Genomic DNA, 25,926 nt, shown 5'->3' with positions numbered 1-25,926 from the left:
TTATTTATATAGCTACCAGCGCTTATTTCTCCTGCGCAAAAAGCACTTTTCACTTCGAATTTTGCGCAGTCCACAGAATCACATTCCATTCCAAGGGATTCCAGCTGCGGCTGCGGCTGAACTCCAGCTGCCCGTTGGGCATCTTCCAGCGTAGCATCGCGCCCAAGCGCTGCGGTTGACCCAGCTGGGTATTGAAACGCTGCAGCCATGTGCCATGGACCCACCAGGGTACTTGCACCATGGCACGCACGAGCTTTCCTTGGTTGAAAAACGTGGCGAGCATCAGTGCGGCATCTCCATCGACCTTGTCGACCTGGGCATAGCAAACCCGCTCCCCTAGGTCGTCGGCACCCGGCGCTTGCGCCACACAACGCAACGGAACACCTGCGAAGTGCTTGAGCACCGCCGCTTCATCCATGTCCTGCGAAAGCTCTGCCAGGCGGACCGTCACCGCCGGCGATGTCTCGCGGATATAGGTGCCATACACATCCATGCGATGGCGGTTCAAGAACACCAGCAGAGCCAGCGATACCAACACTGCAATACCAACAACTTGCAGCCACTTGGGCAGATCTCGGTTCATTCTTTTTCTTCCTCGGTTCAATCACCTGGCCAACTCGGGCGCCAAGCCCATGATGATGTCGCACGCACCCTGGGTCGCTTTGCGCATATGGCGTGCGCGTTGTGGACTGGCTGCAACGCCGCCAAACCGTGTCTCACCATAGATTTCCAGCGCCTGGCCCATCCAGCGTCGCGCCAGCGGGGCCGGAGCCGCCGCCCCCCAGTGCTCGCGCACCGATTGGCCCGCTTGTCTTTTGTGGCCGTGCGCATGCAGGCACCAGCCCATGGCCTGGGCTGACAGGCGCATGGACTGCGCCGGGAATCGGCGCGCCAACAACCAAGCGCACCCCAACGCGAAACTTAGACCGACACGGTATCTGCTTCGCCACAAAAAATAGGCGGCAAGCAGGAACAGCAACCAATACAGCCAATGGATGGTGATGGTGTACGTCTCGTACGCAGACTGGGACCCAGTACCTTCGCCCACGACACCATCCGATGGCTCGGCTGATCCGCCGGCCAGGCTGTCCAGCAAGCTCTGCGCTCCATCCAGCAGGCCTTCAATCAGGCCACGCTGCCACTGGGGAATGAAAGGGTCCGTCAAAGTGCTGCGCATGCCGCCCAGCATCGAGCCCCATTGCCGCATCCACGAACCTTGCAGGGCTGTGCCACTCCCGCCCAAGCCTGCGCCAGATGCTTGCGCGCCGGACACACCGCCAGTGGCCTGGGCCGGCTGCTTTCCCCCCTCGCCTGCAGGCTGCGAGAACATCCCGGGGGTATCTGTGCCAGGCGGAAGAAAGCCAAACCCCAGGGTTGCGGGTCGGGGCATAAACAGGAACAGCAATGCCGTCACCGCGAATGAAATGCCAATGAAACCCAGCGTCATGGACAAGCGGGTCCAACGCGGCAAACGCGTGCCAGCGGCATGCTGCCAGGCCAGTGCCAAGCCACCGAATACCCAGGCAGGCCCCAGGTAGAACCACAAGCTCCAGTCGGCCCTGAAATGGGTGGCAACCATGAAGCTGACGCTGAAGATCACGGTCAACGTCAGGTAAAAATCGCGCTGCGTGGCGAGCATGGCTGCGCGGGCACCCATGGTGACCATCAGAACCAGGCAGATCCACCGGGCAAAGGCGTACAACGCAAAACCGGGAAACAAGGCCAGCACAAAGCCCGTGGTGCCCAGCACCATCCACAGGGTCTGACCGTTCGAGCCGGGCTTGTTCACATGCAATGCACCGGCACCGAAACCCAGCAGCGCCCACACCAGCCACAGCAGGCTTTCAACCCCAAATGACCTGAATTGCCGATCAAGATAGGAGAACCCAAGGCCCACAAAAAGATAACTCAGACCGGTCAGCACAACCACCGCACGGCTCTCCAGACGGGGCGAGACGGCAGCCGGTGTAATTGCTGCGGATGCAGTCTTCATGGTGCCTCCATGAAAGTGGCAAAACCGGCCTGCACCACCGCGCGCTGCAGCGCATCGGCCTGGACCGCATCCTGTGGCGTTCGGTGGCGCCCCATGGCGATACAGACCACCACGCCGCAAGCTTGCCCCACCAGAGGAGATAAAGCGGATAGCAACGCATCCTGCGCCATCGACCCCGCCACCACGACAGCAATCTGCTCGCCGGGCGCCGCATCACCAGCCACCCGCGCCACGATAGGCTGCAAGCCGCCGTCGGTTGGCAAGGCCTCGGCCAATGCCCGGTACAGCAAGGACCGGTCTTGCACAGCCGCTGCGTAGGGATGCAGGTAAAGAAACACTTGTGTAGCGTTGGCCAGCGCGGCATCGCACACGCCTGCCGCCAGGCGCACCGCCTGCTCACCGGCACTATCCGGTGACCCCAGTGCCGGCGCCCGCGGGACATCGACGACAACCCGTAAACGCACCGACCCACTGTGCTGAAAGTGCTGGATGACCAGCTCGCCCACCCGCGCAGACGCACGCCAGCTGACCCGGCCAACCGACTCGCCCTGTTGGTAAGGCCGCAGCATGCCCAGTTCAAACGACTGCCCCATCTTGCGGGTAGTCAGCTCGCCCAGCGGGTCTTCCGTCACATCCCATGGCAGCGGCCAGTGCACTGGCTGGGCCTGCGGCAATACGTGCAGCGCAATCGCAGGCCGCGCCATGCTGTGCTGGGCGCGTACCAGGCCCAAAGGGAATCCGCTGGACAAACGCACCGCCACCAGTTCGTAGCTGCCCCGGCAAGGAAACAGCACCCGCCGGCCCAGCTCGGGCATTTGGCCGGCGCGCACCACAGGCAGAGTCTGGCGCAGCACGATGCGCTGGGATGCCCATTCCCACTCGGTCTCTACATCCACCATAAAAGCCGGCCAGGGCACGCTGCGTTCAATCCACAAGCCCAGGTCACACGCAGCGCCCTCCACCACTTCGCTGCTGCCCGTGGATTGCAAATGCACGGTCATGGAGCGCAGCGACAGCCAGGGCAGCACAAAACCGAGGAAGCTCACCACCGCAAGGAACAGGAACATGCCATAGACCATCGGGTCCTGCCGGTTCAGCGCGGCCATCAGCAGCACCGCACACAGCCCGAGCAGCACCCGGGACTTGGACAGCCAACGTTCCATACGGTGTAAGCCTTATCGCAAACTATTGCGGCGTGCGCTGCGTCTGCAGGATGCCCTGCACCAAGGCAGCCGCAGACTGCGACTGCCCGCCCTGGGTTTGCACAATGATGCGGTGCGCAAGCACGGGTACGGCCAGCTCCCGCACCACGGAAGGGTCGACATAGGCACGGCCGCGGATACAGCTCAGAGCCCGCGCCATGCGGGCCAGACCCAGGGTGCCGCGCGGGCTGGCGCCAAAGCGGATGGCCGGGTGCTTGCGCGTGGCCGTGACGATGGCGGTGATGAAGTTGGCCACTTCGGGGGTGATGGTCACGTCTCGCGCACCGGCTACCAGCCGGGCGAAGCCATCTGCCTCGCAAACCGGCTGCAGACTGCTGATGGGATGCGCGAACTGCTGGGTGCTGATCAGTCCCGCCTCGGTCTCCGCATCGGGATAGCCCAGAGACAGGCGGATCAGAAAACGGTCGAGTTGCGCTTCTGGCAGCGGGTAGGTGCCAGCCATGTCGATAGGGTTTTGCGTAGCCAGCACCGCAAACGGTGCGGGCAGTGGCACGGTCTGTCCATCCAGCGTGATCTGGCCTTCTTCCATGCATTCCAGCAGCGCCGACTGGGCCCGGGGATTGGCCCGGTTGATTTCATCGGCCAGCACGATGTTGGCAAACACCGGCCCTGGGCGCAGCAAGAAGCTGCCGTCCTTGGGGTTGTAAACCGGCCCACCGACGATGTCGGACGGCATCAGGTCGGCGGTAAACTGGATGCGTTTGAAGGACAACCCCACAGACACCGCCAGCGCCCGCGCCAACATGGTTTTGCCCAGGCCGGGCACGTCTTCGATCAGCAGATGCCCGCCGGCCACCACCGCAGCCAAGGCCAGTTCCACCTGCTGGTGCTTGCCCTGCAAAACTTTCTCTACATTGCCGACAATGGTTTGCGCGAGGCGCGCGCAGTCCTGTGCGGACCACGCAGTTGCTTGTACTTGGCTCAATCGACCTCTCCCTTTGTGAAAAATTGTAACTACCACTGCACAGTTTTCAGGGCCAGCGAAGCCGGCCGCACACCTGTCCATCCCCCAAACTAATGACAAGCCGACCGCCCATGACCACACCTACATTGTTCGCCTTCGGCAACCGGCCACTCACCCGCCGCACCACCCTGCTCGCCACCCTGGGCCTGCTGGGCACCCGCTTGCACGCCGCCCCACCAGCCCCTGCCGTCTGGCCGCATGCGTTGCAGGTGCCGGGTGGCGTGGCGCGCTTGTCGCTGGGGCCGGCGGCTGAGCGGCCGGTGGCCCATCTCACCACTACAGCGGGCGATGTGCCGCTGCTGGTGCTCGGCGATGCGATCGAGTGGACGGCGTTGGTGGGGATTCCGCTGGCGGCGACGCTGGGCCAGGCCTTCATCACGGTGCAGAGTGCCGATGGCGGCAGCCGGCAGGTGGCCTACACCGTGGGGCCCAAGCAGTACCGCGAACAGCGGCTGACGGTGGCGCCGGGCACGGTGGATTTATCGCCCGAGGACGAGGCGCGCTACGAGCGCGAACGCGCGCATCTGGCGACTGTCACCACCACCTTCAGCGAACCGCTGCCGCAGACGCTGCGCATGCAGGTGCCGGTGCCGGGGCGGCGCTCCAGCTCCTTCGGGCTGCGCCGGGTGTTCAACGGCCAGGCGCGCAATCCGCACAGCGGCATGGACATCGCGGCCGCTACCGGCACGCCGGTGCGCGCGCCGCTGATGGGCAAGGTGATCGACACCGGCGACTATTTCTTCAACGGCAACACGGTGTGGCTGGACCACGGCGGCGGCCTGCTGGGCATGTTCTGCCACCTTAGCGCCATCGGCGTGCAAACCGGCGATGTGCTGCAGGCCGGCGAGCGCCTGGGCGCGGTGGGCGCCACCGGCCGGGTCACCGGGCCGCATCTGCACTGGTCGGTCAGCCTGAACCGGGCGATGGTGGACCCGGCGCTGTTCATCCCGGCCTGAGCCCTATTACTATCAAATCAATAGCTGCTTGCGCAATCTCTACCTGCGCTAGCGGCTCTTTTTACTTCAAAGTCGCCTGGCCGATGCGGAACAGCATGAATTCCGCCGGCTGCAGCACAGCCACGCCGACCAGGCAGACCAGCTGCCCGGCGTCCAGCTCGGCCTGGGTCATGGTGGTGCGGTCGCAGCGCACGAAGAAGGCTTCTTCCGGCCGGCTGCCGAGCAAGGCGCCGTCACGCCAGGTTTGCAGCAGGAAGTCGCTGACCAATTGGCGCACGCGGGCCCACAGCGGCTCGGCATTCGGCTCGAACACCGCCCAGGCGGTACCGCGGACGATGGAGGCCTGCAGGTAGTCGAGCAGGCGGCGGATGGGCACGTACTTCCACTCCGGGTCGCTGCTGGCCAGGCGCGCACCCCAGACCCGCAGGCCGCGGCCGGCAAAGCTGCGCAGACAGTTCACGCCCAGCGGGTTCAGCAGGTCTTGCTCGGTCTGGTCGATGTCGTATTCGCAGCGTAGCGCCCCGGCCACGGCCAGGTTGGTCGCGGCCTTGTGCACGCCCTGGGTGGCGTCGCTGCGCGCGTACAGGCCGGCTACATGGCCGCAGGGCGGCACGCTGATTTCGCGCGGCGCCGCGGCGGGCGCCAGCGGGTCGGCCACCACCAGCCAGGGGTAGTAAAGCGCGGCATGGCGCGAATCGATGCCGGCACGCTGCTGCTGCACCCCGCCCAGACTGAGCTGCGGTGCGCTGTCGAGCACGGCCAGTTGCCAGCGCTGCGGCTGCTCCACATGGGCCAGCAGCGCGGCCTGGATGGCGGCCCGGTCGGGGTAGGCGCTGCTGCCCGGCGTGGCGACGGTAGACACATCGGGCACGGCCTGCAGCGCGGCCAGGGCCGCGGCGTAGCTGCCGCGGCTACTAGCAATGCCAGCTATCGGTGCCAGGCCGTCCCGGCCGCGCTGCAGCAGCAGCCGGCGCCAGGCAAGGCCATCGCCCGGCGCCGCCGCCAGTATTGGCAGAGCCCGCACAGCAGCCAGCAAGGCGTAGGCGCTGACCTGCGCGCCGATGTCGGCCCACAGCGGCGCCGCGTCGGACTGCGGGGCCAGCACCCGGCCCAGCCAGCGCGGGTGCTCGGGCGCAAAGCCAAGCCGGCTCCACTGCACAGCGCTGCCGTCGGCTGCGCTGGCCTGCAGCTCCAGCGTCAGCAGCTGGGCGGTGGCGCCCAGGTCGGACAGGGCCAGGGACTGGCCGGTGGCGTCCAGCCAGACCGCGCCGCTGCCGGCGTAGACGGTTTCCACACCGTCGCGGTCCATGCTGATCAGGCTGCCGACGGGCGCGGCGGACAGGTCGATGGCGCGCACCGGCACGCCGACCACGCGCAGCCGCACCGGGCCGTTGCCGGCGGCGCCCACATGGCGTGCCCGCAGGGTGGCGCGGCCGGCCTGGGTACGGGCAGCCAGCAGCACACCGGCGGCGGCGGCCGCGTTGCGGGCGGTGCGCAGCACGACCAGGCAGTTGCCGCCGTTGGCAAAGTAGGCGCGCACCGCATGGGCCATGAAGTGCAGACGGTAGGCGGGATCGCGCACGTCGCTGAGCGCCAGCGCCTGCGGCCCGCCGTAGCGGTGCTCGAATTCCGCCAGGCTGTACAAGGGCGGGGACGCAAGGCCCACCGGCCCCGAGCGCGTGGGGCCGATGAAGGCGGCAGTGCTGGTGGCCACGCCGGCGATGGCGCGGCCGGACGGGCCGGCTTCTTCTACGTAAACACCGGGGCTGGGGTAGTTGGGCATGCGGTACTCCTGCCCGGCCATGGTGGCACAGCGGGCCGCGTGCGGCAAGCCCGCCGGGCGATGGACTGGATGCTATTTTTTAGATAGCTGCCTGCGCTGACAGAATATGCGCTGCAGGCCTGTTTCTTATCAATTGCCGTGGTATCAGCCCACAGCCCGTACCTGGTTACGGCCGTTTTCCTTGGCCTTGTACAAGGCCCGGTCGGCGTCGTGCAGCAGCTCCTGGAAGTTCTGGTAATTCGCCTGCGCATGCCAGGTGGCACAGCCGGCGCTGATGGACACGTTCTTGTCGGCAAACTTGGTGGGGATGTACAGCGCGGCCACGGCCAGCCGGGCTTTTTCGGCCACCCGCAGCGCCTGCTCCTGCGGGGTATTGGGTAGCAGCAACACGAACTCTTCGCCGCCGTAGCGGGCCACCATGTCGGCCGGCCGCTTGACGCTACCGGCCAGCGCCTGGGCCACGCTGCGCAGGCAGGTATCGCCCTGCAGATGGCCGAAATGGTCGTTGTAGAGCTTGAAGTGGTCGATATCCACCAGCACCACGGACAGCGGCTCGGCGCTGCGGTGGGCGCGCGGCCATTCCTTCTTGGCGGCCTCGTCGAAGCTGCCGCGGTTGTGCAGGCCGGTGAGCTTGTCGCGCGCCGAGGTGATCAGCAGCGACTCGTGCGACACCGCCAGTTCCTGGTAGAGCCGGGTGATCTGCAGTATCAGCGCCGTCAGCAGGCTGGTGGACGAGACGATGCTGAGCAAGCGCGCTGCATACCAGCCCAGGCTGTAACGGGCCGACGACAACAGGGTCAGGGACACATTGGCCAGCGCCGCCAGCAGCGCGATGAACAGGAACAGGCTGGTCACCTCGCGCCGGGAGCGAGTCAACAGAATCAACAGCACGGCGGCTGCGTTCAGGCCCCAGACCACCCACCCGACCGCACTGTGGCTCAGGCTGCTGAAGCTCTTGCCGGAGATCAGCACCGGCAGCACCTCCAGGCGGATTGCCAGAAAAGCCAACGCCAGCGCCACCAACGGCACCAGCAGAAACACCAGCAGACCCTGCCAGGCGGTGATTCGGCGGCTGAGCTCGGCGTGCCAGCTGGCGTTCTTGGCCAGTATCGCCAGGCCCAGAAGCACCGCAAAGCCGCCGTGCCAGAACACCCACAGCCAGACTGCCGACTGCGTGTTCGCCCCCAGCAAGCCGGTGGGCGCAAACACGCCCGGGAACACCAGCAGCTGGATGGAGGCCATCAGCGCCACATACGCATAGCCGCCGGCCAAGGGCACCAGGAAGAACTGGCGCGTCACCATGAACTGCACCAGCAGCAGGTAGGCGGTCAGGCTCTCGGTCAGGGTGACGGTGGCGGCAAAGATCGGCAGAAAGGGCTGGACCACCGGCAGGGGCAGGCCCGCATACGGCACGGCCAGCAAGGTCGCCAGGACGACGATCAAGGCCAGCAAGGCCGCCAGAGACTTCTGTGGGCCGGTGGCTAAGGTGTTGTGGAGGGCTTCGGGCATGGAGTTGAATGGCATGGCGCTGCAGGAATTGTGCAACGCCTCGGTAAACGCCCGGAACCAAGCGCTACGGCCCGCGCTCGTACAACCCGATTCATCTACCGCCATTCCCCATGCTGCATGCACTGAAAGAGCTTTTTGACAACCTGACCGCCGCGGAACCGGAGCTGCCCCCAGCCCAGCAGGTACAGCTGGCCACCGCCGTGCTGCTGGTCGAGGTGATGCGGGCCGATGCCGGCAAGACGCCGGCGGAGCGCCAGGCCGTGCTGGCGCAGCTGCAACAGCGCTTTGCCCTGCAAGGCCCGGCCCTGGCCCAGCTGGTGGCCCAGGCCGAACAATCGGCCGAGCAGGCCTACGACTACCACCGCTTCACCGCCAGCATCAACGACCACTGCAGCCAGCCGGAAAAGCTGCAGATCGTCGAATCCATGTGGCAGGTGGCCTATGCCGATGCGCAGCTGGGCGCGCACGAGCACCAGGTGATCAGCAAGATCGCCGACCTGCTGTATGTGACGCACGGCGAATACATAGGCGCCAAGATGCGGGCCAAGGAAGCCGCCGGCCTGGTGTAAGAAGCTGTCCGGAGGCGGTGTGGCTCAGCCAAGCCAAGTGGAGGCTCACGGAAAGCGTGCAGTAAGCTATGCATTCCGGCCAGAAAGTTACTACTTTTTTGATAGCTTCCTGCGCATATACGCTGTGCTCTAGAGCGAAAATACACCAATAAAGTGCATGCCGCGCCAGAAGTAAATTTCAATCTGTTTGCGCAATGCAACAAACTGCAACAGAAATTCCTCCATAATTTCCCCTGCTTGGCACAAAGCCGATGGACTTCGCCACGGTTTTTGTAGCTGTCCGTGACACGGCCCGTTTTGAGGAAACAACACATGCAGGGGTGGTGGTATTTAACCGATTCCAATCCATGCAATGCCTGCTGCGCAGGCCGGTGCCTGGACGCATGCGGGCGGTAAAACGAAAACCCGCTTCCCCGCGCTGGCCAGCGTTCCTGAGCCGCAATTTGGGCCGCTACCCCCGTATCGTGGGTTGGACCTGCGGCTACGCCCTGGCGCTGGCCATCGCCGCGGCGGTTTTTCTGGTCGCCCTGCAACTCAAACTCCAGGAAACCAATGCCGGCCATGCGCGCGTGCTGCGCGACATGCAGGCCGTGCAAACCGATGTCGGCCTGCTGCTGGCTGAGCTCAACCAAGGCCAGGTCCCTGACTGCAGCCCCGAGAACCTGAACCGGCTGCGCGGCCTGCTGTTTGGCCACCGCCATGCGCGTGGCATTGGCCTGCTGGACGCACAGAAGCGGTTGTTCTGCACCACCGAAACAGGGCGGCTGGATACGCCCTACGCGTCTACAGAAAAAGGCATAGACGGCTCCATCGGTCGCTATTACCGCAACACTCCCCTGCCTTTGGTCCAGGGTACCGTCATCGTCACCATGGTGGAACGCGGCGCCTTCCAGGTGGCGATGGAGCCGAACGCGACCCTGGACGCGTTCAGACAGCATGCCGACACCGTCTGGGCTGGCCGGACCAGCCAGCGCACCCGGATCTTCCAAGGCCCGCGCAGCGCACTGACCGATGCCCCGCTCAGCCCGAATGCGCCCCATCTGCAACTGGACTGGCACCGGGCCGCCCTGCGGGTCACCACCACTGCACCCGGCGTCAGCCCGGTGTCGGTGCAGTCGGTGCTGCAGCTGCCCGATCTGTACCGTAACCATCTGGCGGTACTGGCCGGCGCGCTGGCGCTGTGCGCGTTGCTGGGCTACCTGGTCAGCGACGCGGTGACCCGGCGCTGCCGGCATTTCCAGTCCATGGACCACCGCATCCACTACCTGTGCCAGCCGGCCAACGTGGTCTGCCACTACCAGCCCATCCTGGAGCTGGCCAGTGGCCGCACCGTGGGCTGCGAGGTGCTGGCGCGGCTGCGCGATGGCGCCCAGCTGGTCTACCCCGACCAGTTCATCCCGGCGCTGGTCAAGCAAGGCCTGGCCTGGCGCTTCGACGCCGCCGTCAGCACCCATGCGCTGCAGGAGCTGGGCGCCGCCCTACCGCTACAGACCGACTTCAAGGTGGCGCTGAACTTCTTCCCGCAGAACCTGCAACGCGACGCCATCGACGCCCATCTGCGTGCCACCATACAAGCCACCGGGCGCAGCGACCTGCAGATCGAGCTGGAAGTCACCGAATACAACTTCTCGCCCGAGATCGTGCCCGAGCTGCGCCGCCTGAAGGCCGACGGCTATTTCATCTCGATCGACGACTTCGGCACCGGCTACTCCAACCTGGGCATGGTGAAGCGGGTCGCGCCCGACTTCCTGAAGATCGACAAATCGTTTGTGTTCGAGATGGAAGACGCCACCCTGCGCTCCAGCCTGATCCCCGAGATCATCGCCATCGCCAAGGCCGTGGACAGCCAGGTGGTGGCCGAGGGCATTGAAACCGCCGCCCAGGCCCGCCAGCTGCGCGCGCTGGGCGTGCAATACGGCCAGGGCTACCACTTCGCCAAGCCCATGCCATTGGCCGAGTTTCTGCGCTACCTGGAAACCCATAGTCCCCAGGGCTAGGCGCAGCGCCATCCTTTCGCCACAATGGCTTGGCCCCCTCCTCCAACCGCCCGGGAGACACGATGAAGATCCAAGCCCTTTTTGATGCGATGTGTGCCGCCCCGGCACTGGCCCAGCAGGTGGCGCCATGAGCGCCGGCGGCGACAAGATACTAGTGGCCCAAGGCGGCGGCCCGACGGCGGTGATCAACCAGTCGCTGGTCGGCGTGGCGCTGGAGGCCCGGCGCTTTGCCCAGGTCGCGCATGTCTATGGGGCACGCCACGGTGTGCGCGGCATCATCGACGAGGATTTTGTCGACCTCTCGCAGGAGACCAGCCACAACCTGGAGCTGGTGGCCAACACGCCGTCTTCGGCCCTGGGCTCAACCCGCGACAAGCCCGACGTGCGCTACTGCCAGGAGATCTTCAAGGTCTTGCAGGCACACCAGATCGGGCATTTCCTCTACATCGGCGGCAACGACTCGTCGGACACGGTACGCATCGTCAGCCTGGAGGCACAAAAAGCCGGCTACCCGCTGCGCTGCCTGCACATCCCCAAGACGATAGACAACGACCTGGTGGGCAATGACCACACGCCGGGCTTCCCCTCGGCCGCGCGCTTTGTGGCCCAGGCGTTTGCCGGTGCCAACCTGGACAACGCCGCCCTGCCCGGCGTGTATGTGGGCGTGGTCATGGGCCGGCATGCGGGTTTTTTGACGGCGGCATCGGTGCTGGGCAAGAAGTTTCCCGACGACGGCCCGCACCTGGTTTACTTGCCCGAGCGCACCTTTGTGCTGGCGCAGTTTTTGGCCGAGGTCAAGGAGGTCTACGCGCGTTTCGGCCGCTGCGTGATCGCCGTGTCCGAAGGCATACATGACGCCTCCGGCACGCCGATCGCCAGCCTGCTGGCCAAGAACCTGGAGCACGATGCGCACGGCAATGTACAGCTCTCGGGCAACGGTGCCCTGGCCGATCTGCTGTGCGAAGAGATCAAGTCGCAGCTGAAGATCAAGCGGGTGCGGGGCGACACCTTTGGCTACCTGCAACGCTCGTTCAGCGGCTGTGTGTCCGACGTGGACCAGCGCGAAGCACGCGAAGTCGGCGAAAAAGCAGTGCAGTTTGCGCTGCGCGGCGCAGGCGACGGCTCGGTCGCCATCCAGCGCACCGGCGCCTATGCGGTGGACTATGCGCTGCTGCCGCTGGACGCCGTGGCCGGCAAAACCCGGGTCATGGAAGACGCCTTCATCACGCCCAACGGCACCGGTGTGACCGATGCCTTCCACGCCTACCTGCGCCCGCTGCTGGGCGCGGGCCTGCCCGACGCCTTCCGGCTGCGCCACCATCCGGTGGCCAAGCTGCTGCATCCGGGCCGCTGAAGCCGCGGCCTAAAAAAGCCACCCAGTTGCCTCCTTGAACCGTGGCACTGGGTCTGGCTCTTCTGCAGAAACTTAGAACGCCTCCCATTCTGGGCTACCGGCCAGACCGGTCGCCAGCACAGGCTTGGTTGGTAGGCCCAGCCGCATGGGCTTACGGATACTCGGGGCCGCTTTGCTCTTTTGCTGAGGTGGCACGGCTGCCTGCCTTGGGACGGCGGGTGGGCTGGTAGTGCCGATCGGCGGCGTACGGTTAGGACTGGCGTTGCCTAGGTGGAACACGGCCACAGCCTGGACCAAGTCCTGTGCCTGGTTTTTCATGCTGCTGGCCGCAGCCGCCATTTCTTCTACCAGCGCGGCATTTTGCTGGGTGGCCTGGTCCATTTGCGTGACCGCATCTCCCACTTGCGAGACACCTGCAGACTGTTCGCTACTGGCCGCGCTGATTTCTCCCATGATGTCGGTCACCCGGCGGATGGAACTGACGACTTCGGTCATGGTGGCGCCGGCCTTGTCTACCAAGGTTGTACCTTGCTCTACCCGTTCAACGCTGGCCGAGATCAATTGCTTGATTTCCTTGGCGGCTTCGGCCGAGCGTCCAGCCAGGTTGCGTACCTCGGTGGCCACCACGGCAAAGCCACGGCCTTGCTCGCCGGCACGGGCGGCTTCCACCGCTGCATTCAGGGCCAGGATATTGGTCTGGAAGGCGATACCGTCGATCACACTGATGATGTCGGATATCTTGCGGGAGCTGTCGTTGATGCCCTTCATGGTCGACACGACCTGGCTCACAACTTCTCCACCTTCCACCGCGACTTTGCTGGCGCTCAAGGCCAGTTGATTGGCCTGGCGGGCGTTGTCGGCGTTCTGGCGAACGGTGGAGCCCAACTGCTCCATGGAGGCAGCGGTTTGCTCCAGGGCGCTGGCCTGGCCTTCGGTGCGGGAGGACAAATCGTGGTTGCCCTGGGAGATTTCTGCGCTGGCGCTGGACACGCTCTCGGCACCGTGGCGGACATTGGCAACAATCTCGGCAAGTTTGGTCCGCATGGCGCTCAGAGCGTTCAGCAGTTGACCGGTTTCATCGCGCGAACCACTGGGAATGGTGGTGGTCAGATCACCCTCGGCAATCGCCAAAGTGACGTCGACGGCTTGCTGCACCGGCCGGGTTATGGAGCGGGTGGTCCACCAAGCCAGAAACAGACCCGCCAGAACGGCGGTGACGGCGCCTGTGCCCACCCAGATCAGGCTGTGGTCGGCGGCCTGCAAGTTTTCCTTGAGGTTCTGGCTCACGCCGGCGTCCATGTTTTCCATCAGTTGCTGGAGTACGTTGGCATAGTTTTGAAAAACCGACGACAGTGCCGTATCGGTAAGCTCGCTGACGTCTTGGCCGGCGTCTTTGAGTTTGGCCAGCTCGGAGCGCTTTGCGCGGTACAGGTCCCGAGCGACCAAGGCCTGGTCATAGAGCTGTTTTTCCTTTCCTTCACGGATATAAGTCAGCACTTCTTCCATACGTTTGCTCTGTACGGCCACCACGGAACCAACATCGTTTTTGAGCTTGGCGATGTATTTGGGATCGGTTGATTTGAGGGAAGCCTCGGTGCGCAGCCAGTTCATCTGGATATCGGTCAGCCATTGCTGGACCAAATCCTGGCGTTTCAGCTCGGTGGTTGCGATGGCTTCGTTACTATGCTTGAGCGCCACGATGCTACTGATGCCGAGCACGGAAATCAGCACGGTGATGAGCAGCAGCAGGCCGAAAGCAGCCCCTAAACGGATGCCCAGTTTCAAATCAGCAATACGCATAACGGATTCCTTCTCAATAGTTTCTTTGTTTCAACATACGGGTTGGTGCTGAAGGGGGGACTCAGGTCTCGGGGCCACTACCCCATCGCTATGTCGGACGGGGTCTGGTGCCGTTCGGCCTGCAGGCTTTCGCGCACGCTGGCCAGGTAATTCACGCGGGTCTGGCGCGCTGCGTAGTCACTCGGGTTGCTTTGGGCAAGTTGTCGCCAGGCTTGTGCACGGCTTTCGGCAGAGCGTCGCCTGCAGTCGGCCAGGCTGGCGATACTGGGTTGCTGCGCGCGCGCACCGGTCATGCATTCATAGCCGTAGAACTGCATATGGTCGAGAGCCAATGTCTCGATGGTTTCTATCTCTTCCGCACTGAGCTGGGTCTTGAACTTGTCTTTGTGGGCCGATATCGGTGCAAAGCAATTGGACGACCACAAGTCGGACATTTTGGCCAGGCTCCGCGCTTCTTCGGAATCCGCCACGTCCAACATTTGGGGCAGAAACTCCATGCCGATGAACGCACATATCTGGCGCAGTGTCCGCTCTTGGTCCGATAGAAAGTCTTCATAGCGGACGGTCAATACGCGTTCGGGGTAGCGCTCTGCCAGCGCACGGCCCGTGCGGTGGGCATCGGCCCAGGTGATAGCGTTCAAGGTGGTGTCGAAGTCATGAATAATGGCGCGGTTCATGGATGCCACTTGTGCGCGCGGGTCACGCACCACATTCAAAAACAGCAAATCGGGAAACAGCTGCATCAGCTCTGCGGCGTAGTGCACGCTGTCGAGTGACTTGTCCATCACGATCCGCGCCCGGTGTTGTTCGCCGGCGCGCAGCAACATTTCCCACACGATGCGGTGCACGCTGCGGGGTTGGTTTTGCAGGCTCGCAAAGATGTCGGCCGGGTCGAATACCACACCCGGCCACTTCACCATGCTGGCGGTATGCAAACCCACAACATCCACCACCAGCTGGAAGTAGCTGCGGTCATCTGCCAGATCGCCGTACAGAGGCAATAAGGGCATGAAATCAACTATGTGCAAGGGATAGGGCGAATAGAAATCCGGATTCATGTTCAAGCGCAGGCGCAGGGCATGGCTTCCACAGCGACGCAAAGGAACCATCAGAAGCGGACGGGGGCGCAGCGCACGCCGTTGGTACTGGGTCATCGTGAATGTCCTGTGAGATAGTAAAAAAATGCGGTGATGAAGCGGTCCAGCTCAGATGCGGGCAAGCGGTCAATACCCCCTGCTGCGTAGCGGCCACCACCACCCGGGTAGCGACTGCAAAATGAATCGGCACGCGCCTCAACTGTCGGTGTCACGCGCACGCTGACCAGAAAGTTGCCATCGGTGCGGGGCGTCAGGACGGCAATGGATTGCCCGAGCGACTGCGTAACCAATCGGTTGGCCAACGTGCCGGAAATTCGGCGCGCCCAGGCCTTGTCGGGCAGCACATACACCACAGCCAAAGCGTTTTGCGCGTGCGGCTTGAGCTCATGCAGGCAACGAAGATCGGCCGCATAGCCTTCGGCTAGGCACTGGTATTCGTGGGCTTTGGCAATGAAATCCAGAGGGCTCTCAAAGCGATGCACCGACTGGTACAACTGTGCCGGATGGAAGAACAGGTCGCTGGTGGTTTCTCCATAGGCGTTGTAGTTCAGCAGATTGCCCAGCTGCGCCAAGGCGGTGCGCACCGCCGCTGTGCAAGCGCTCGCTTGGGCCAGGTAGTCCGCCAGCGCTGGCAGGTTGTCTCCGTATGCGGCCACGATGGTCCAGTGGCGGAACAGTCCACCCAGGTGGCGATCCACCAGCAGGCTGGTGCATACATCCATGGACTGGTCGATATGGCATTCCAGCTGGGGGTGGGAGAACAGCTTGTGCGCAGCGTGGTGGTCGAAGTAAAGCACCCGACCACCCGACTGCAACACCTGGCGTACGCCGACTTCGTTGCGGTCAAACGACAAGTCCAGAACGGTGACATCCAGGGACATTCCGGATGGCAGCTTTTCGAGCAACGCAATGTCCCGTTTGGTACCCGTGAGCAAATGGCTGTTGCGGGGAGCCAGCATCCGCAACTGGTGTAGCGCACAGATGCCATCGGCATCTCCGTTGAACAGGTCATACATGCCCGCATGCGTACCGCTGGGCAACGCAGGCTGCAGGGACGGGTTCATGCGGCGCCCGCCTTCAGTTGCAGAACATCCAGCATCTGAGTGACCGCTTCCTCCAGGCTGAGGCGCCCCGTATCGATGGAGAAAACTGGGTTCAGAGGGGTTTCGTATGGCGCCGAGATGCCGGTGAACTGGGGAATCAGCCCGGTACGCGCCCTGTCGTACAAACCTTTAGGGTCACGGCCTTCACAGACGTGCAATGGCGTGCACACATGGACTTCGAGAAACCGAGAAGGGCCGATGATGGTGCGGGCCATTTCCCGGTCGGCACGGTACGGAGAAATCAACGCGGCGAATACGATCAAGCCGGCGTCGTTCATGAGGCTTGCTACTTCGGCCACGCGCCGGATGTTTTCGGTGCGATCACAAGGAGAAAAACCCAAGTCGCTATTGAGCTTGTGGCGTAAGTTGTCGCCATCCAATACAAAGCTCACCAAACCCAGGTCGTGCAGCCTATGCTCCAGTTCGTAGGCCATGGTGGACTTGCCGGCACCACTCAAACCAGTGAACCAGACGGTTACCGCACGTTGTGACAGCAGCCGTTGCCTTTGCTGCGCGGTCACGTGGCCAGCATGGGCTACCACCGTACACGGGGCAGCAAGCACAGGTCCGCTGAAAAGCGCAGATGGAGGGACAGATGCCTGCATGGTCGAAACTCCGTTGCGGAGCACCTCAGGCAAAACTGATCGAGCAAGCAAAGATGGGATGCCCATCCACAATGAGCGGTGGCGCCAAGCGGTGTGCCTGGAACCCGAGGCGGCGCAGCAAGCGTTCCACCCCCAAAGGCGATACCGTAATGAAGCGCTTGGCACCCCGGGCCGCTGCGCTAGCCATGGAGGTGCGCAGCAAGTTCATCATGATGGGTGAAGAAAACTGCTCTAGCGCCGAGCCTGTACCCGTGCTGAAGTCCACCGCCGCGAAGCGCGATAGCTCCCATACGTCGGGTGAGCTCGGTGGAGTGGCTCCGTGCAACAGCTGGGGAAAAACTTCGCTCAGCAAATATGGACGGGTAGTGGGCAGCAGACGGGCAGTGCCGATGACTTCTGCGGCGTCGTTCTGGGCCACCACGTAGACCGTATCGTCGCGGTCAAACTGGTCGTACTCGAGAGAGTTCTCGCACTCCAGCTGCCAACCCAGCTTTTCCACAAATACCTTATGCCGATAGCGTGCCATGTCCACCATCAGGCTCGGACGCAGAACCCGTGGCTCACCAGAAATGAATTGCATCTCAGCTCCTTGAATCAGTCGAACTGATTAAAGGTGCTGGCTCTTGCATTGGTAACTACCAATATTGGTAGGTCCGCGCCCAAAAAGTAAACATAGGAAGCACTCGTAAAAAATGCCCAAGAGGGACAGAATGGGCCTAGTTGTAAATACTTATGTCTGGTTCTCGCATTGAGATCAAAACCTAGGACTTATCGCAACGGCAATGGGGTTTTATGACGAGTTGGCAAGAAGATTTGTACAGCATCGTGGACAACGCGCAGAGCGAGCACGACATCTTCAAAAAGGTTGAAGCCGCGGCGTCGGCGCTCGGTTTTACCCATTGCGCCTACGGCCTGCGTATTCCGCTGCACTTCTCCAACCCCAAGACCATCGTGCTGAACAACTACGCCCCAGCCTGGCAACACCGCTATGCCGCCATGGGTTATCTGCAGATCGACCCCACGGTTGCACACGGACGGCGCAGCCAAACGCCGTTGACCTGGTCCGACAACGTTTTTGCATCGGCCCGCACGCTATGGGACGAAGCCCAGTCTTTCGGCCTGCGCTTCGGCTGGGCGCAATCGAGCCTGGACGCAGGTGGCGGGTTTGGTATGTTGACCCTGGCACGGTCGTCGGAACCATTTTCAGATGCCGAGCGCGTCGCGAAAGAGGTCAAGATGCGCTGGCTGGTCCATATTGCCCACCTTGCTTTGTCGCGTATTTTTATTGCGCAGCAAACCAAGCAAATCCAGCCCCATTTAACCGCCCGGGAGGTCGAGGTGCTGAAATGGACCGCCGACGGCAAAACCTCTGCAGAGATATCCGACCTGCTGGTGGTGTCTGAGAACACCGTCAATTTCCACGTCAAAAATGCCGTGGCCAAGCTTCAGACGGCCAACAAAACCGCGGCCACGGTAAGGGCCGCCATGCTCGGCTTGTTGGGCTGAAAATTCTCTGAGGGCGTAACAAGGTAGTTTGCTTGGCAGGCCGTAAGCGGTATATTGAACTTCCCCTAACCTATTTCGCGTGGTCAGCCCTGTTGGCCGTGCCAGGCCAGCACCATGCAAGCTTCATCCGACGGTTTGATCCGCCTGTCGATAGACGAGCTGCTTTCCATGCCCATCACGCATCTGATTTCGGGCTTAGACGTGGAGGATGCCGCCCAGGCCATGGTGTGTGGTCAAGAGACATCCATCTCGGGCTATACAGAATGGAGCAGCAATTCCACCCCGCCCATCTCTATCGGGTGGGACTGGTGCATCCAACCCACTGCTTGCCATCCCTACTGGATACGGGTTGGGGCTCCGCGCAGCAATGTCATGCTCGTCTACGCCACGGGCGATGACGCAGGCTGGTCCAAAAACCTGGAAATCCTGTCTACTGTGGTGGACGCCTTACCATGGCGAGAGCTGATCCCCCAGGTTGTGGCGGCACGCTATGGTGGATCTTCTCCGGGCGCTGGCTTGCGCTAGAGTGTTCCATCAGAGCGGCGGCTATTGCCAATGCTTGCTACTTAATTGATAGCTTCTCGCGCAAGCAACATGCGCGCTAGAAGCACATTTCATATAAAAACCCATCGCAACGCCGTTGAACTGCATTATTTGCAGCGACATTTCTAAAACTGAAGGATGAAAATGGTATCTCAGCGGGGCTTATTCTTTTCGCGCACGGTGGCACTGGACAGCGGGCACGAAATCACCGTCACCCTGCGCCGCAGTGACCAGTTCGAGATCGACACCATCGACCTGGAGACGACCGGGCTGGACGATGTGGAACAGCCCGGCGGCGGGCCGTATGCCAGCGAAGCGCTGGCTTTGGCCGCCGCCAAAGCCATGGCCGAAAAGCTGGTGGAGCCGACCTGAGGCCGTACCGGCCGGCGGCTTTAGCGGGGCGCCGCGCCCAGCAAGAACATGTCGACCGCGCGCCCGACCATCTCGTGGATCTGCTGTAACGACAAAGGCGGCGGGTCGCGTTGGTAGAGGCGGGGCTCCACTTCAGCCGACACCAGCCCCAAGAAGTACGCGGCCATGACATCAGGATGGGCCGCCCGCAATTCACCCCGGTCCATGGCTTTTCTCAAGAGGTTGCTGAGTGCAGCCACGCATTCGCCCGGGCCGGCCTTGTAAAACAGCTCTCCCACCTCTGAACGGCCCGCCTCGGCCACCACCATCCGATACACCGCAAGGGCGTTGGCGGAGTCGGTCATGACTTCCAGCATGGTTTCGCCGAAGTTCTGCAGGCTCGGCACGAGCAGCACATCCTTTTCCGTGTTCGCCTGCAGATCTGCGACCGCCTTGGACAGATGGGAGGTGGAAGAAGCCCGGACGACGGCATCGAATAAGGCCTCTTTCGAGGGGAAGTAGCGGTACAGAGTGGCTTTCGAGCCCTGCAGCCGATTCGCCAGCTCGTTCATCGACGCGCCCTCGTAGCCGAACTCCTGGAATAGCTTGCTCGCGGCCTCCACGATGGCCTCGCGTCGCACCTCAGTCAGCACTTTCATCGCGTTTCATTCCTTTTCGAAACCCAAGTGTACTTTTTTGTTGACGAGGCAAAGTTTTCCTCTATAGTGGTACCGTACGGTTTCGTTTCCATGCATGATTAACCAAGGAAGATGATGAGAAGTTTGAAAACCCTGTCGCTGCTGGCGGCCATCAGCGGTCTGTTGCTATTGACCGGTTGTGCCAGCACACGGCCCACGCCCTACGCGGGCCTGCCGTCATCGCCACAGTTGCGCCCCAACCCCGAAGACCCCTCCGGCCGGGTGCCCTACCAATATGCGTCCAACGTGAAGTGGCGGGAATATTCCAGCGTGGTGCTGGAGCCGGTCGAAATCTACAGTGGCGCGGACGGGCAGTTCGAAGATATCTCTGCGCAAGAAAAGGAAGCTCTGGCCCAGTACATGGACGCACATTTCCAAAAGGCTTTGGCGGGCCGGTTTACGCTGGTGAATGCACCCAGCCCCCAAGCCCTGCGTGTCAGAGTGACGCTGACCGGCGCCAAATCCAACACCCGCTTTCTGAGCACCTTCTTGCGCTTCGACATCGGCGGCGGCCCCTACAACGCGGTGCAAGCCGCCCGCGGTGAAGAAGGCTTGCTGACCGGATCCGTAAGTTATGCCGTCGAAATCTTCGATGCATCGAACAACCGCCTGTTGAACGCCTATGTGGCCAAGCAATTCCCGAACGCCTGGAATATCGGGGCGACCCTGGGGCGCATGGATGCGTCCAAGGTCGGCATCGATAAAGCTGCAGAGGATCTGCTTGCGCGGCTGAACTAAGCCGCAGGCCTTGGCTCCTAGCCACATCCCCTTTGGCATACTTATGCAATCGGTTTCCACAAGGGCTAGGCCTTTGGCCTTGTTGCAGTGCAATCCCTCCAACCCACTCTTATCCCATATGAAGGAATTCACCATGAAAGCATCTGCAGCCCTGCAGCGCGCCTGTCTTGTCTTGGCCATGGCTGCGACCTGCAACGCCCACGCCGACAGCTTTGCCTCTTCGGCATCCAGTGCAGGTTCGGCGTCCAGCGGCAGCGTGTCCGACTCGCTGCACGGCTCCAGCAAAAGCTCGACCCGTGACGACAAGGTTGCAGATGGCGACTACCGCATCATCGACGTGGCCGACGTGCCCGAACGCGCGGGCTTCGTCCGCGTTGCGTTGCAGGCCGATGGCCCGGATCAGCGCATTGCATTGGACCTGCCACGCGCCGTGTTCGCAAAGCAACAGCTGGATCGTGGTGACCTGGTGCATGCGCAGCGCCGGGTGTATGGCTACGAGTTTTCGCGCGGCGACACGCGGGAGGCGTTTTACCTGGTCATGGCGGACGACTGGTACGGAGAACTCGCCGCACGGCCTCTGAGCCTGTGAGCATCCGCAGCAGCTGGGTGCTGCTGGCTCTGGTGACGGCGGGTGCCGCACAGGCCGGGTCGGCTCCGGGTGGGTCATCGGCCTCGTCCCGCTTTTGCGACCGCCAGCAGCCGCTGACAGCCAGCCAACAAGACCGCGTGCTGCGCTTTGCGGCGGTGGTGCGCAACGAGTTGGCCGCGGGCGACGACGGCAGCGCGGTGCTGATCAGCCGCTCGGGCCTGGATCTTTCGCGCTTTCGCATCCGCTATTCGCACGCCGCCATCGCGTGGCGCAGCGAGGCCGGAGAGTGGTCCGCCCGCCAGCTCTACTACGCCTGCGACGAATCCCGCCCGCGCATCTACGACCAGGGTATCGCCGGCTTTGCGATGGGAATAGACAATCCTGCGCTCGGCTATATCTCGATGGTGCGGCTGCCGGCGCCAGCCGCCCAGGCCTTGCGGCAAGCTTCGCAAGACAGGTCGCTGGCGCTGCACTTGCTGGCGGCGAACTACAGCGCAAACGCCTATGCGTACAGCCTGCGTTACCAGAATTGCAACCAATGGTTGGTGGAGTTATTCGCCGCGGCCATGGGCCAACTAGCCGACGGTGACGATCTGCGCCAGCGCGCCCAGCTCTGGCTGGGCCAGGCGGGTTATGCCCCCGAACCTGTGGATGTAGGCTCGCATGCACTGATGTTCGCGGCCAACTTTGTGCCCTTGCTGCATCTGGACGACCACCCGGAGGACGACCGCTTTGCAATGAAGCTAAAAGTCAGCCTGCCGTCAAGCATCGAAGCCTTCCTGCAAGAACAGCTACCGGGCAGCGAGCGCATTGAGCTGTGCCACGATGCTCGGCAAGTCGTTGTGCACCGCGGCTGGACACCCATCGCCGACGGCTGCCGGCCCAGCGCGGGCGACAGGGTTGTTCCCCTGGACTAGTCAGCGGCGCCGGCCGATCTCGGCCTCTTCGCGGGTCCAGTGCTGGGCTTGTTCGCTCAAGCTCAGGCCCAGGCCGGGACGCGTCGGCACCAGCATCCGGCCGTCCTTGATTTCCAGCCGCTCGTTGAACAGTGGCTCCAGCCAGTCGAAATGTTCGACCCACGGCTCCGTTGCGTAGATGGCCGCCAGATGCACATGTAACTCCATCGCAAAGTGCGGCCCCAGGTTCAAGCCCGCCTGCTCGGCCTGGCCGGCGATCTTCAGGAACGGTGTGATGCCGCCTACGCGTGGTGCGTCGGGCATGAGATAGTCGGCGGCGCGGTGACGGATCAGCTCGCCGTGCTCGGCGGCACTGGTCAGCATTTCGCCGGTGGCAATGGCGGTGTCGAACTGTGCTGCCAGTGCGGCGTGGCCTTCGAAGTCATAGGCATCCAAGGGCTCTTCAATCCACACCAGATTGAACTGCTCGAAAATGCGGCACATGCGCTGTGCCGTGGGCCGGTCCCATTGCTGGTTGGCGTCGACCATCAGCGGCATATCGTCACCCAGATGCTTGCGCACGGCTTCCACGCGCCGGATGTCCAGCGCACGGTCGGGCTGGCCTACCTTGAGCTTGATGCCGCCAATGCCGCGCTCGCGGGATGCGGCGGCGTTGACCAGCAGTTGCTCCAGCGGCGTGTGCAAAAAACCGCCCGAGGTGTTGTAGCACTGCACCGACTCCCGCTGCGACCCCAGCAGCTTGGACAAGGACAATCTGGCCCGCCGGGCTTTCAGGTCGTACAAGGCCACGTCGAACGCGCCGATGGCCTGCACCGCCATGCCGCTGCGCCCGACCGACGCACCGGCCCAGCACAGCTTGGTCCAAAGCCTGGAAATGTCGCTCGGGTCTTCGCCGATCAGCGCCGGCGCCACCTCTTTCGCATGGGCGAATTGCCCGGGGCCGCCCGCACGCTTCGAGTAGCTGAAACCCAGGCCCCGGTGGCCGTCCTTGGTTTCAATTTCCACAAACAGCATGGCGATCTCGGTCATCGGCTTCTGGCGCCCGGTGAGCACTTTGGCGTCACTGATCGGGTTGGCCAGCGGCAGGTAACAAGAGGCGATGCGGACCCAGGTGATGCGATCACCTGCGCTAGATATCTCGGGCATGAGGAAGGTCTTTCCGGCGCGTGCGCTCAGTCGATAAAGCTTGGTTGGGGCAGTCGGGCTGTCGTTACTCGATGGAAATCTTGCCGGTTTCGATCACCTTTTTCCAGCGTGCATATTCGGCCTGCTGGAAGGCGGCGAACTGGGCCGGGGTATTGGCCACCATCTCGAAACCGATGGAGGTGAACTGGTCTTTCACCTTGGGGTCGTTCAGCGCTTCTACAAAAGCGGCGTGGGCTTTTTCAAGCACCGCCGGCGGCAAGCCCTTGGGCGCGACGATGGCCTGCCAGGAAGCCACTTCCACATTCTTCACACCGGCTTCGGCCAGCGTGGGCACGTCGGGCAGCACGGGCGAACGCTTGGGGCTGGTGATGGCCAGGGCGCGCATCTTGCCGCCCTTGATGTACTGGGCCACCGAGTTGATGTTCTGGAACGAGGCATCCACCTGCCCGCCCATGATGTCCGTATGGGCGGGGGCGCCGCCTTTGTAAGGCACATGGATGCCGGTCGTGCCCGTCTGCTGCCAGAACAGCTCGGCCGTGAGGTGGTCGCTGGAGCCATTACCGGCAGAGGCAAAGGTCATCTTGCCCGGATTGGCCTTCTCAAAGGCAATCACGTCGGCCACACTCTTGTGCGGCGAGTTGGCCGGCACCACCAGCACGTTGGCCGACTGCACCGCCACGGTCACCAGGTCGAAGTCTTTCAGTGGGTCGTATTGCATGCCCTTCAACAGATGCGGCACGATGACCAGCGGGCCCAGCGAAGTCACCAGAAAGGTGTAGCCATCGGGTGCGGCACGCTTCACAAAGGTGGCGCCAATCGTGCCCGTCGCCCCGGCTTTGTTGTCGATCAGGAACGACTGCTTGAATTTGTCGGTCAGCTTGGGGCCTACCGCACGCGCCACCTGGTCCGTAGACCCCCCGGGCGGGAACGGCACGACAAGGGTGACCGCTTTTTCTGGCCAGGCCTGTGCATGGACAGCCAATGCAGCCAGGCACAGGGAAATGGAGGTCAGGATCTTCTTCATACGATGTCTCTTTAAGTGGAGGGGTGGTGAAAGCCGCAAACGTGGCAGAGGCGCTGGAACGGATCAGGGCAGATCGACGATCTCGATCCAGTTCGGGTTCTTGCCCACGGCCAAACGGTTCGGCGTACCGAGCGCGCCGCTGGCGGCGTCGATGGCATGCACCGACACGCTGTGCGAGTCCTGCCCGGCAGCCACCAGGAAGCGGCCTGTCGAATCGATGGCGAAGCCGCGCGGGGTCTTTTCTGTAGCGGTCTGGCCCAAGGGCTGCAGCAGCCCGCTGCTGGCGTCGACGCGGAAAGCCGAGATCGTGCTGGAAGTGCGCTCGGAGGCGTAGAGGAACTTGCCGTCTGGCGTCAGGTGCATATCGGCCGCCCAGGGCTTGCCGGTAAAGCCGCTGGGCAGCGTGGTGGCGCGCTGCAACTCGCGCAAGCTTCCGCGCGCAGCATCCCATGCGTACACATAGAGAGAGGCATCGACTTCGTTGATGAGGTAGAGAAAGCGCTGTGCCTTGTCCCAAATAAAGTGGCGCGCACCCGACTTGGGCGCGGCCGACACCGATGCCGGGTCATTGGGCGTGAGCAGCCCCTTCTCCGCATCGAAACGCCAGATCGACAGGCTGTCGCCACCCAGGCTGCTGGCCAGCACAAACCGGTTGTTCGCATCGGCATGGATGGCGTGCGCATTCGGAGCCGTGGGCAGCAACTGCTGCACGGCGCCGACCGCGCCGTCCTTGCCAATGCTGTTGACCGTGATCTTGTGCCCTGGGTAAGACGCGGCAAACAGCCAGCGCCCCGTGGCATCCAGGTCGATGTTGGCCATGCTGTCGGCCAACGGTGCTTCACCCAGTTTGCGCAGGCGCCCATTGGAGGCGTCGATGGCAAAACTGGTCACCCGGTAGGGCTGCGAGCGTAGCGCGGCGTACAAGAAGCGTTTGTCCTGGCTCACGACCATAGGCATGACGGTGCCAGCTACGGGTACTGTTTCGACCGGTTTGACGATACCTTGGCTTCTGTCCAGCTCCAACACCGAAATATCCTGGCTGTCGGCGTTGGAAACATACACAAACGTCGCGGCGTGGACGCTGCCCATAGCGAGCAGCCATGCCGACGTTGCCACGATAGAACGGGCCGCTCGGGCAGGCCTGGTAGACACATGCATAAACCGTCTCCTTTTTGGAATTACCTTGTAAGTCAAAGATTTCTTTTTGTTATACGTTGTCATACAACATAGACATTATTCCCCCAAGAAATCCGCCATGTCAATCCTTCAAACCCTGCGTGATGGCAGAAGAAATGACGCCTACGAGACGAGAAAGCCGCCCCAGCCAACTTTTAGGTGCGCGCATTACCGAACGCCAACCATGTTGTACGACGACTGATAAATTAACAGGAATTTGATAGCAGCAACTTGGGTTGGCGCTTCAAAGCAGCAGGGAATCGCAGCTAGCTGCCAGCACGATCT

25 protein-coding genes are annotated in these 25,926 nt (G+C 62.8%); 10 read left to right on the top strand and 15 right to left on the bottom strand.

What is annotated here, in order from left to right; translation table 11 throughout:
* Positions 1–49: 49 nt before the first annotated feature.
* From J2X19_RS09255 to J2X19_RS09240, 4 genes are read right to left on the bottom strand one after another with little or no spacing between them, the layout of a single operon-like run.
* On the bottom strand, positions 50–583 hold the full coding sequence (locus tag J2X19_RS09255; protein ID WP_310372740.1) for a hypothetical protein: 534 nt from the start codon (positions 581–583) through the stop codon (positions 50–52).
* A 21-nt stretch (positions 584–604) separates the two neighbouring features.
* The gene (locus J2X19_RS09250; RefSeq protein WP_310372738.1) at positions 605–1,930 is read right to left on the bottom strand and encodes a TgpA N-terminal domain-containing protein; all 1,326 of its coding nucleotides are present in this window, start codon (positions 1,928–1,930) and stop codon (positions 605–607) included.
* A gap of 59 nt (positions 1,931–1,989) precedes the next feature.
* Positions 1,990–3,156: a DUF58 domain-containing protein gene (locus J2X19_RS09245; protein ID WP_310372736.1), complete on the bottom strand. Its 1,167-nt coding sequence runs from the start codon at positions 3,154–3,156 to the stop codon at positions 1,990–1,992.
* Positions 3,157–3,178: 22 nt separating this feature from the next.
* Entirely contained in the window at positions 3,179–4,141 is a 963-nt protein-coding gene (locus J2X19_RS09240) for an AAA family ATPase (protein ID WP_310372735.1), read from the bottom strand.
* A gap of 110 nt (positions 4,142–4,251) precedes the next feature.
* Here J2X19_RS09240 and J2X19_RS09235 point away from each other — a divergent pair, with 110 nt between their 5' ends.
* Positions 4,252–5,136: a peptidoglycan DD-metalloendopeptidase family protein gene (locus J2X19_RS09235; RefSeq protein WP_310372733.1), complete on the top strand. Its 885-nt coding sequence runs from the start codon at positions 4,252–4,254 to the stop codon at positions 5,134–5,136.
* Between the two features lie 61 nt (positions 5,137–5,197).
* Here the strand turns inward: J2X19_RS09235 and J2X19_RS09230 are convergent, their stop codons facing one another.
* Together J2X19_RS09230 and J2X19_RS09225 are read right to left on the bottom strand one after the other, a co-directional pair.
* Positions 5,198–6,919: a phage tail sheath family protein gene (locus tag J2X19_RS09230; protein WP_310372731.1), complete on the bottom strand. Its 1,722-nt coding sequence runs from the start codon at positions 6,917–6,919 to the stop codon at positions 5,198–5,200.
* 144 nt (positions 6,920–7,063) lie between these two features.
* Complete coding sequence (locus J2X19_RS09225) at positions 7,064–8,443, bottom strand: GGDEF domain-containing protein (protein ID WP_310372729.1); 1,380 nt, start codon at positions 8,441–8,443, stop codon at positions 7,064–7,066.
* 95 nt (positions 8,444–8,538) lie between these two features.
* Here J2X19_RS09225 and J2X19_RS09220 point away from each other — a divergent pair, with 95 nt between their 5' ends.
* From J2X19_RS09220 to J2X19_RS09210, 3 genes are all read left to right on the top strand, one after another.
* The gene (locus J2X19_RS09220; RefSeq protein WP_116604113.1) at positions 8,539–8,997 is read left to right on the top strand and encodes a tellurite resistance TerB family protein; all 459 of its coding nucleotides are present in this window, start codon (positions 8,539–8,541) and stop codon (positions 8,995–8,997) included.
* A gap of 443 nt (positions 8,998–9,440) precedes the next feature.
* The gene (locus tag J2X19_RS09215; protein ID WP_310372724.1) at positions 9,441–10,994 is read left to right on the top strand and encodes an EAL domain-containing protein; all 1,554 of its coding nucleotides are present in this window, start codon (positions 9,441–9,443) and stop codon (positions 10,992–10,994) included.
* A gap of 127 nt (positions 10,995–11,121) precedes the next feature.
* The gene (locus J2X19_RS09210; RefSeq protein WP_310372722.1) at positions 11,122–12,348 is read left to right on the top strand and encodes a 6-phosphofructokinase; all 1,227 of its coding nucleotides are present in this window, start codon (positions 11,122–11,124) and stop codon (positions 12,346–12,348) included.
* 72 nt (positions 12,349–12,420) lie between these two features.
* On the opposite strand, the gene J2X19_RS09205 is transcribed toward J2X19_RS09210, so the two are convergent.
* The 5 genes from J2X19_RS09205 to J2X19_RS09185 all read right to left on the bottom strand — a co-directional run bounded on the left by J2X19_RS09205 (position 12,421) and on the right by J2X19_RS09185 (position 17,533).
* Entirely contained in the window at positions 12,421–14,148 is a 1,728-nt protein-coding gene (locus J2X19_RS09205) for a methyl-accepting chemotaxis protein (protein ID WP_310372721.1), read from the bottom strand.
* A gap of 77 nt (positions 14,149–14,225) precedes the next feature.
* Entirely contained in the window at positions 14,226–15,302 is a 1,077-nt protein-coding gene (locus J2X19_RS09200; protein WP_310372720.1) for a sulfotransferase family protein, read from the bottom strand.
* The gene (locus tag J2X19_RS09195; protein WP_310372719.1) at positions 15,299–16,309 is read right to left on the bottom strand and encodes a hypothetical protein; all 1,011 of its coding nucleotides are present in this window, start codon (positions 16,307–16,309) and stop codon (positions 15,299–15,301) included. Before J2X19_RS09195 ends, J2X19_RS09200 begins: the two co-directional genes overlap by 4 nt.
* Positions 16,306–16,953, bottom strand: a complete 648-nt coding sequence (cysC, locus tag J2X19_RS09190; protein ID WP_310372718.1) for an adenylyl-sulfate kinase — start codon at positions 16,951–16,953, stop codon at positions 16,306–16,308. The genes J2X19_RS09195 and cysC overlap by 4 nt, the downstream gene beginning before the upstream one ends.
* Positions 16,954–16,978: 25 nt before the next feature.
* Entirely contained in the window at positions 16,979–17,533 is a 555-nt protein-coding gene (locus J2X19_RS09185; protein ID WP_116604119.1) for an acyl-homoserine-lactone synthase, read from the bottom strand.
* 212 nt (positions 17,534–17,745) lie between these two features.
* Here J2X19_RS09185 and J2X19_RS09180 point away from each other — a divergent pair, with 212 nt between their 5' ends.
* The 3 genes from J2X19_RS09180 (at position 17,746) to J2X19_RS09170 (ending at position 19,374) form a co-directional block, all read left to right on the top strand.
* Entirely contained in the window at positions 17,746–18,459 is a 714-nt protein-coding gene (locus J2X19_RS09180) for an autoinducer binding domain-containing protein (protein ID WP_116604120.1), read from the top strand.
* 114 nt (positions 18,460–18,573) lie between these two features.
* Positions 18,574–18,984 carry a DUF4902 domain-containing protein gene (locus J2X19_RS09175; protein WP_310372717.1) on the top strand — a complete coding sequence of 137 codons (411 nt, stop codon included), beginning with the start codon at positions 18,574–18,576 and terminating at the stop codon, positions 18,982–18,984.
* 156 nt (positions 18,985–19,140) lie between these two features.
* Positions 19,141–19,374, top strand: coding sequence for a hypothetical protein (locus J2X19_RS09170; RefSeq protein WP_310372716.1), 234 nt, complete (start codon positions 19,141–19,143; stop codon positions 19,372–19,374).
* A gap of 20 nt (positions 19,375–19,394) precedes the next feature.
* On the opposite strand, the gene J2X19_RS09165 is transcribed toward J2X19_RS09170, so the two are convergent.
* Entirely contained in the window at positions 19,395–20,012 is a 618-nt protein-coding gene (locus tag J2X19_RS09165) for a TetR/AcrR family transcriptional regulator (RefSeq protein WP_116604123.1), read from the bottom strand.
* A 111-nt stretch (positions 20,013–20,123) separates the two neighbouring features.
* Here J2X19_RS09165 and J2X19_RS09160 point away from each other — a divergent pair, with 111 nt between their 5' ends.
* From J2X19_RS09160 to J2X19_RS09150, 3 genes are all read left to right on the top strand, one after another.
* Positions 20,124–20,789: a DUF3313 domain-containing protein gene (locus tag J2X19_RS09160; protein ID WP_405048625.1), complete on the top strand. Its 666-nt coding sequence runs from the start codon at positions 20,124–20,126 to the stop codon at positions 20,787–20,789.
* 133 nt (positions 20,790–20,922) lie between these two features.
* Positions 20,923–21,378: a hypothetical protein gene (locus J2X19_RS09155; RefSeq protein ID WP_116604284.1), complete on the top strand. Its 456-nt coding sequence runs from the start codon at positions 20,923–20,925 to the stop codon at positions 21,376–21,378.
* Complete coding sequence (locus tag J2X19_RS09150; protein WP_405048624.1) at positions 21,375–22,295, top strand: DUF2145 domain-containing protein; 921 nt, start codon at positions 21,375–21,377, stop codon at positions 22,293–22,295. The genes J2X19_RS09155 and J2X19_RS09150 overlap by 4 nt, the downstream gene beginning before the upstream one ends.
* On the opposite strand, the gene J2X19_RS09145 is transcribed toward J2X19_RS09150, so the two are convergent.
* The 3 genes from J2X19_RS09145 to J2X19_RS09135 all read right to left on the bottom strand — a co-directional run bounded on the left by J2X19_RS09145 (position 22,296) and on the right by J2X19_RS09135 (position 25,623).
* Complete coding sequence (locus J2X19_RS09145) at positions 22,296–23,441, bottom strand: L-talarate/galactarate dehydratase (protein WP_310372714.1); 1,146 nt, start codon at positions 23,439–23,441, stop codon at positions 22,296–22,298.
* Positions 23,442–23,505: 64 nt separating this feature from the next.
* Entirely contained in the window at positions 23,506–24,465 is a 960-nt protein-coding gene (locus tag J2X19_RS09140; protein WP_116604126.1) for a Bug family tripartite tricarboxylate transporter substrate binding protein, read from the bottom strand.
* Positions 24,466–24,528: 63 nt separating this feature from the next.
* Positions 24,529–25,623 carry a lactonase family protein gene (locus J2X19_RS09135; RefSeq protein WP_310372710.1) on the bottom strand — a complete coding sequence of 365 codons (1,095 nt, stop codon included), beginning with the start codon at positions 25,621–25,623 and terminating at the stop codon, positions 24,529–24,531.
* Between the last annotated feature and the right edge of the window lie 303 nt (positions 25,624–25,926).

This window comes from Rhodoferax ferrireducens, assembly GCF_031458075.1.
Lineage (GTDB): Bacteria > Pseudomonadota > Gammaproteobacteria > Burkholderiales > Burkholderiaceae_C > Rhodoferax_B > Rhodoferax_B ferrireducens_A.
The sequence above is the reverse complement of the archived record's forward strand: the minus strand, read 5'-3'. Positions and strand labels throughout refer to the sequence as shown.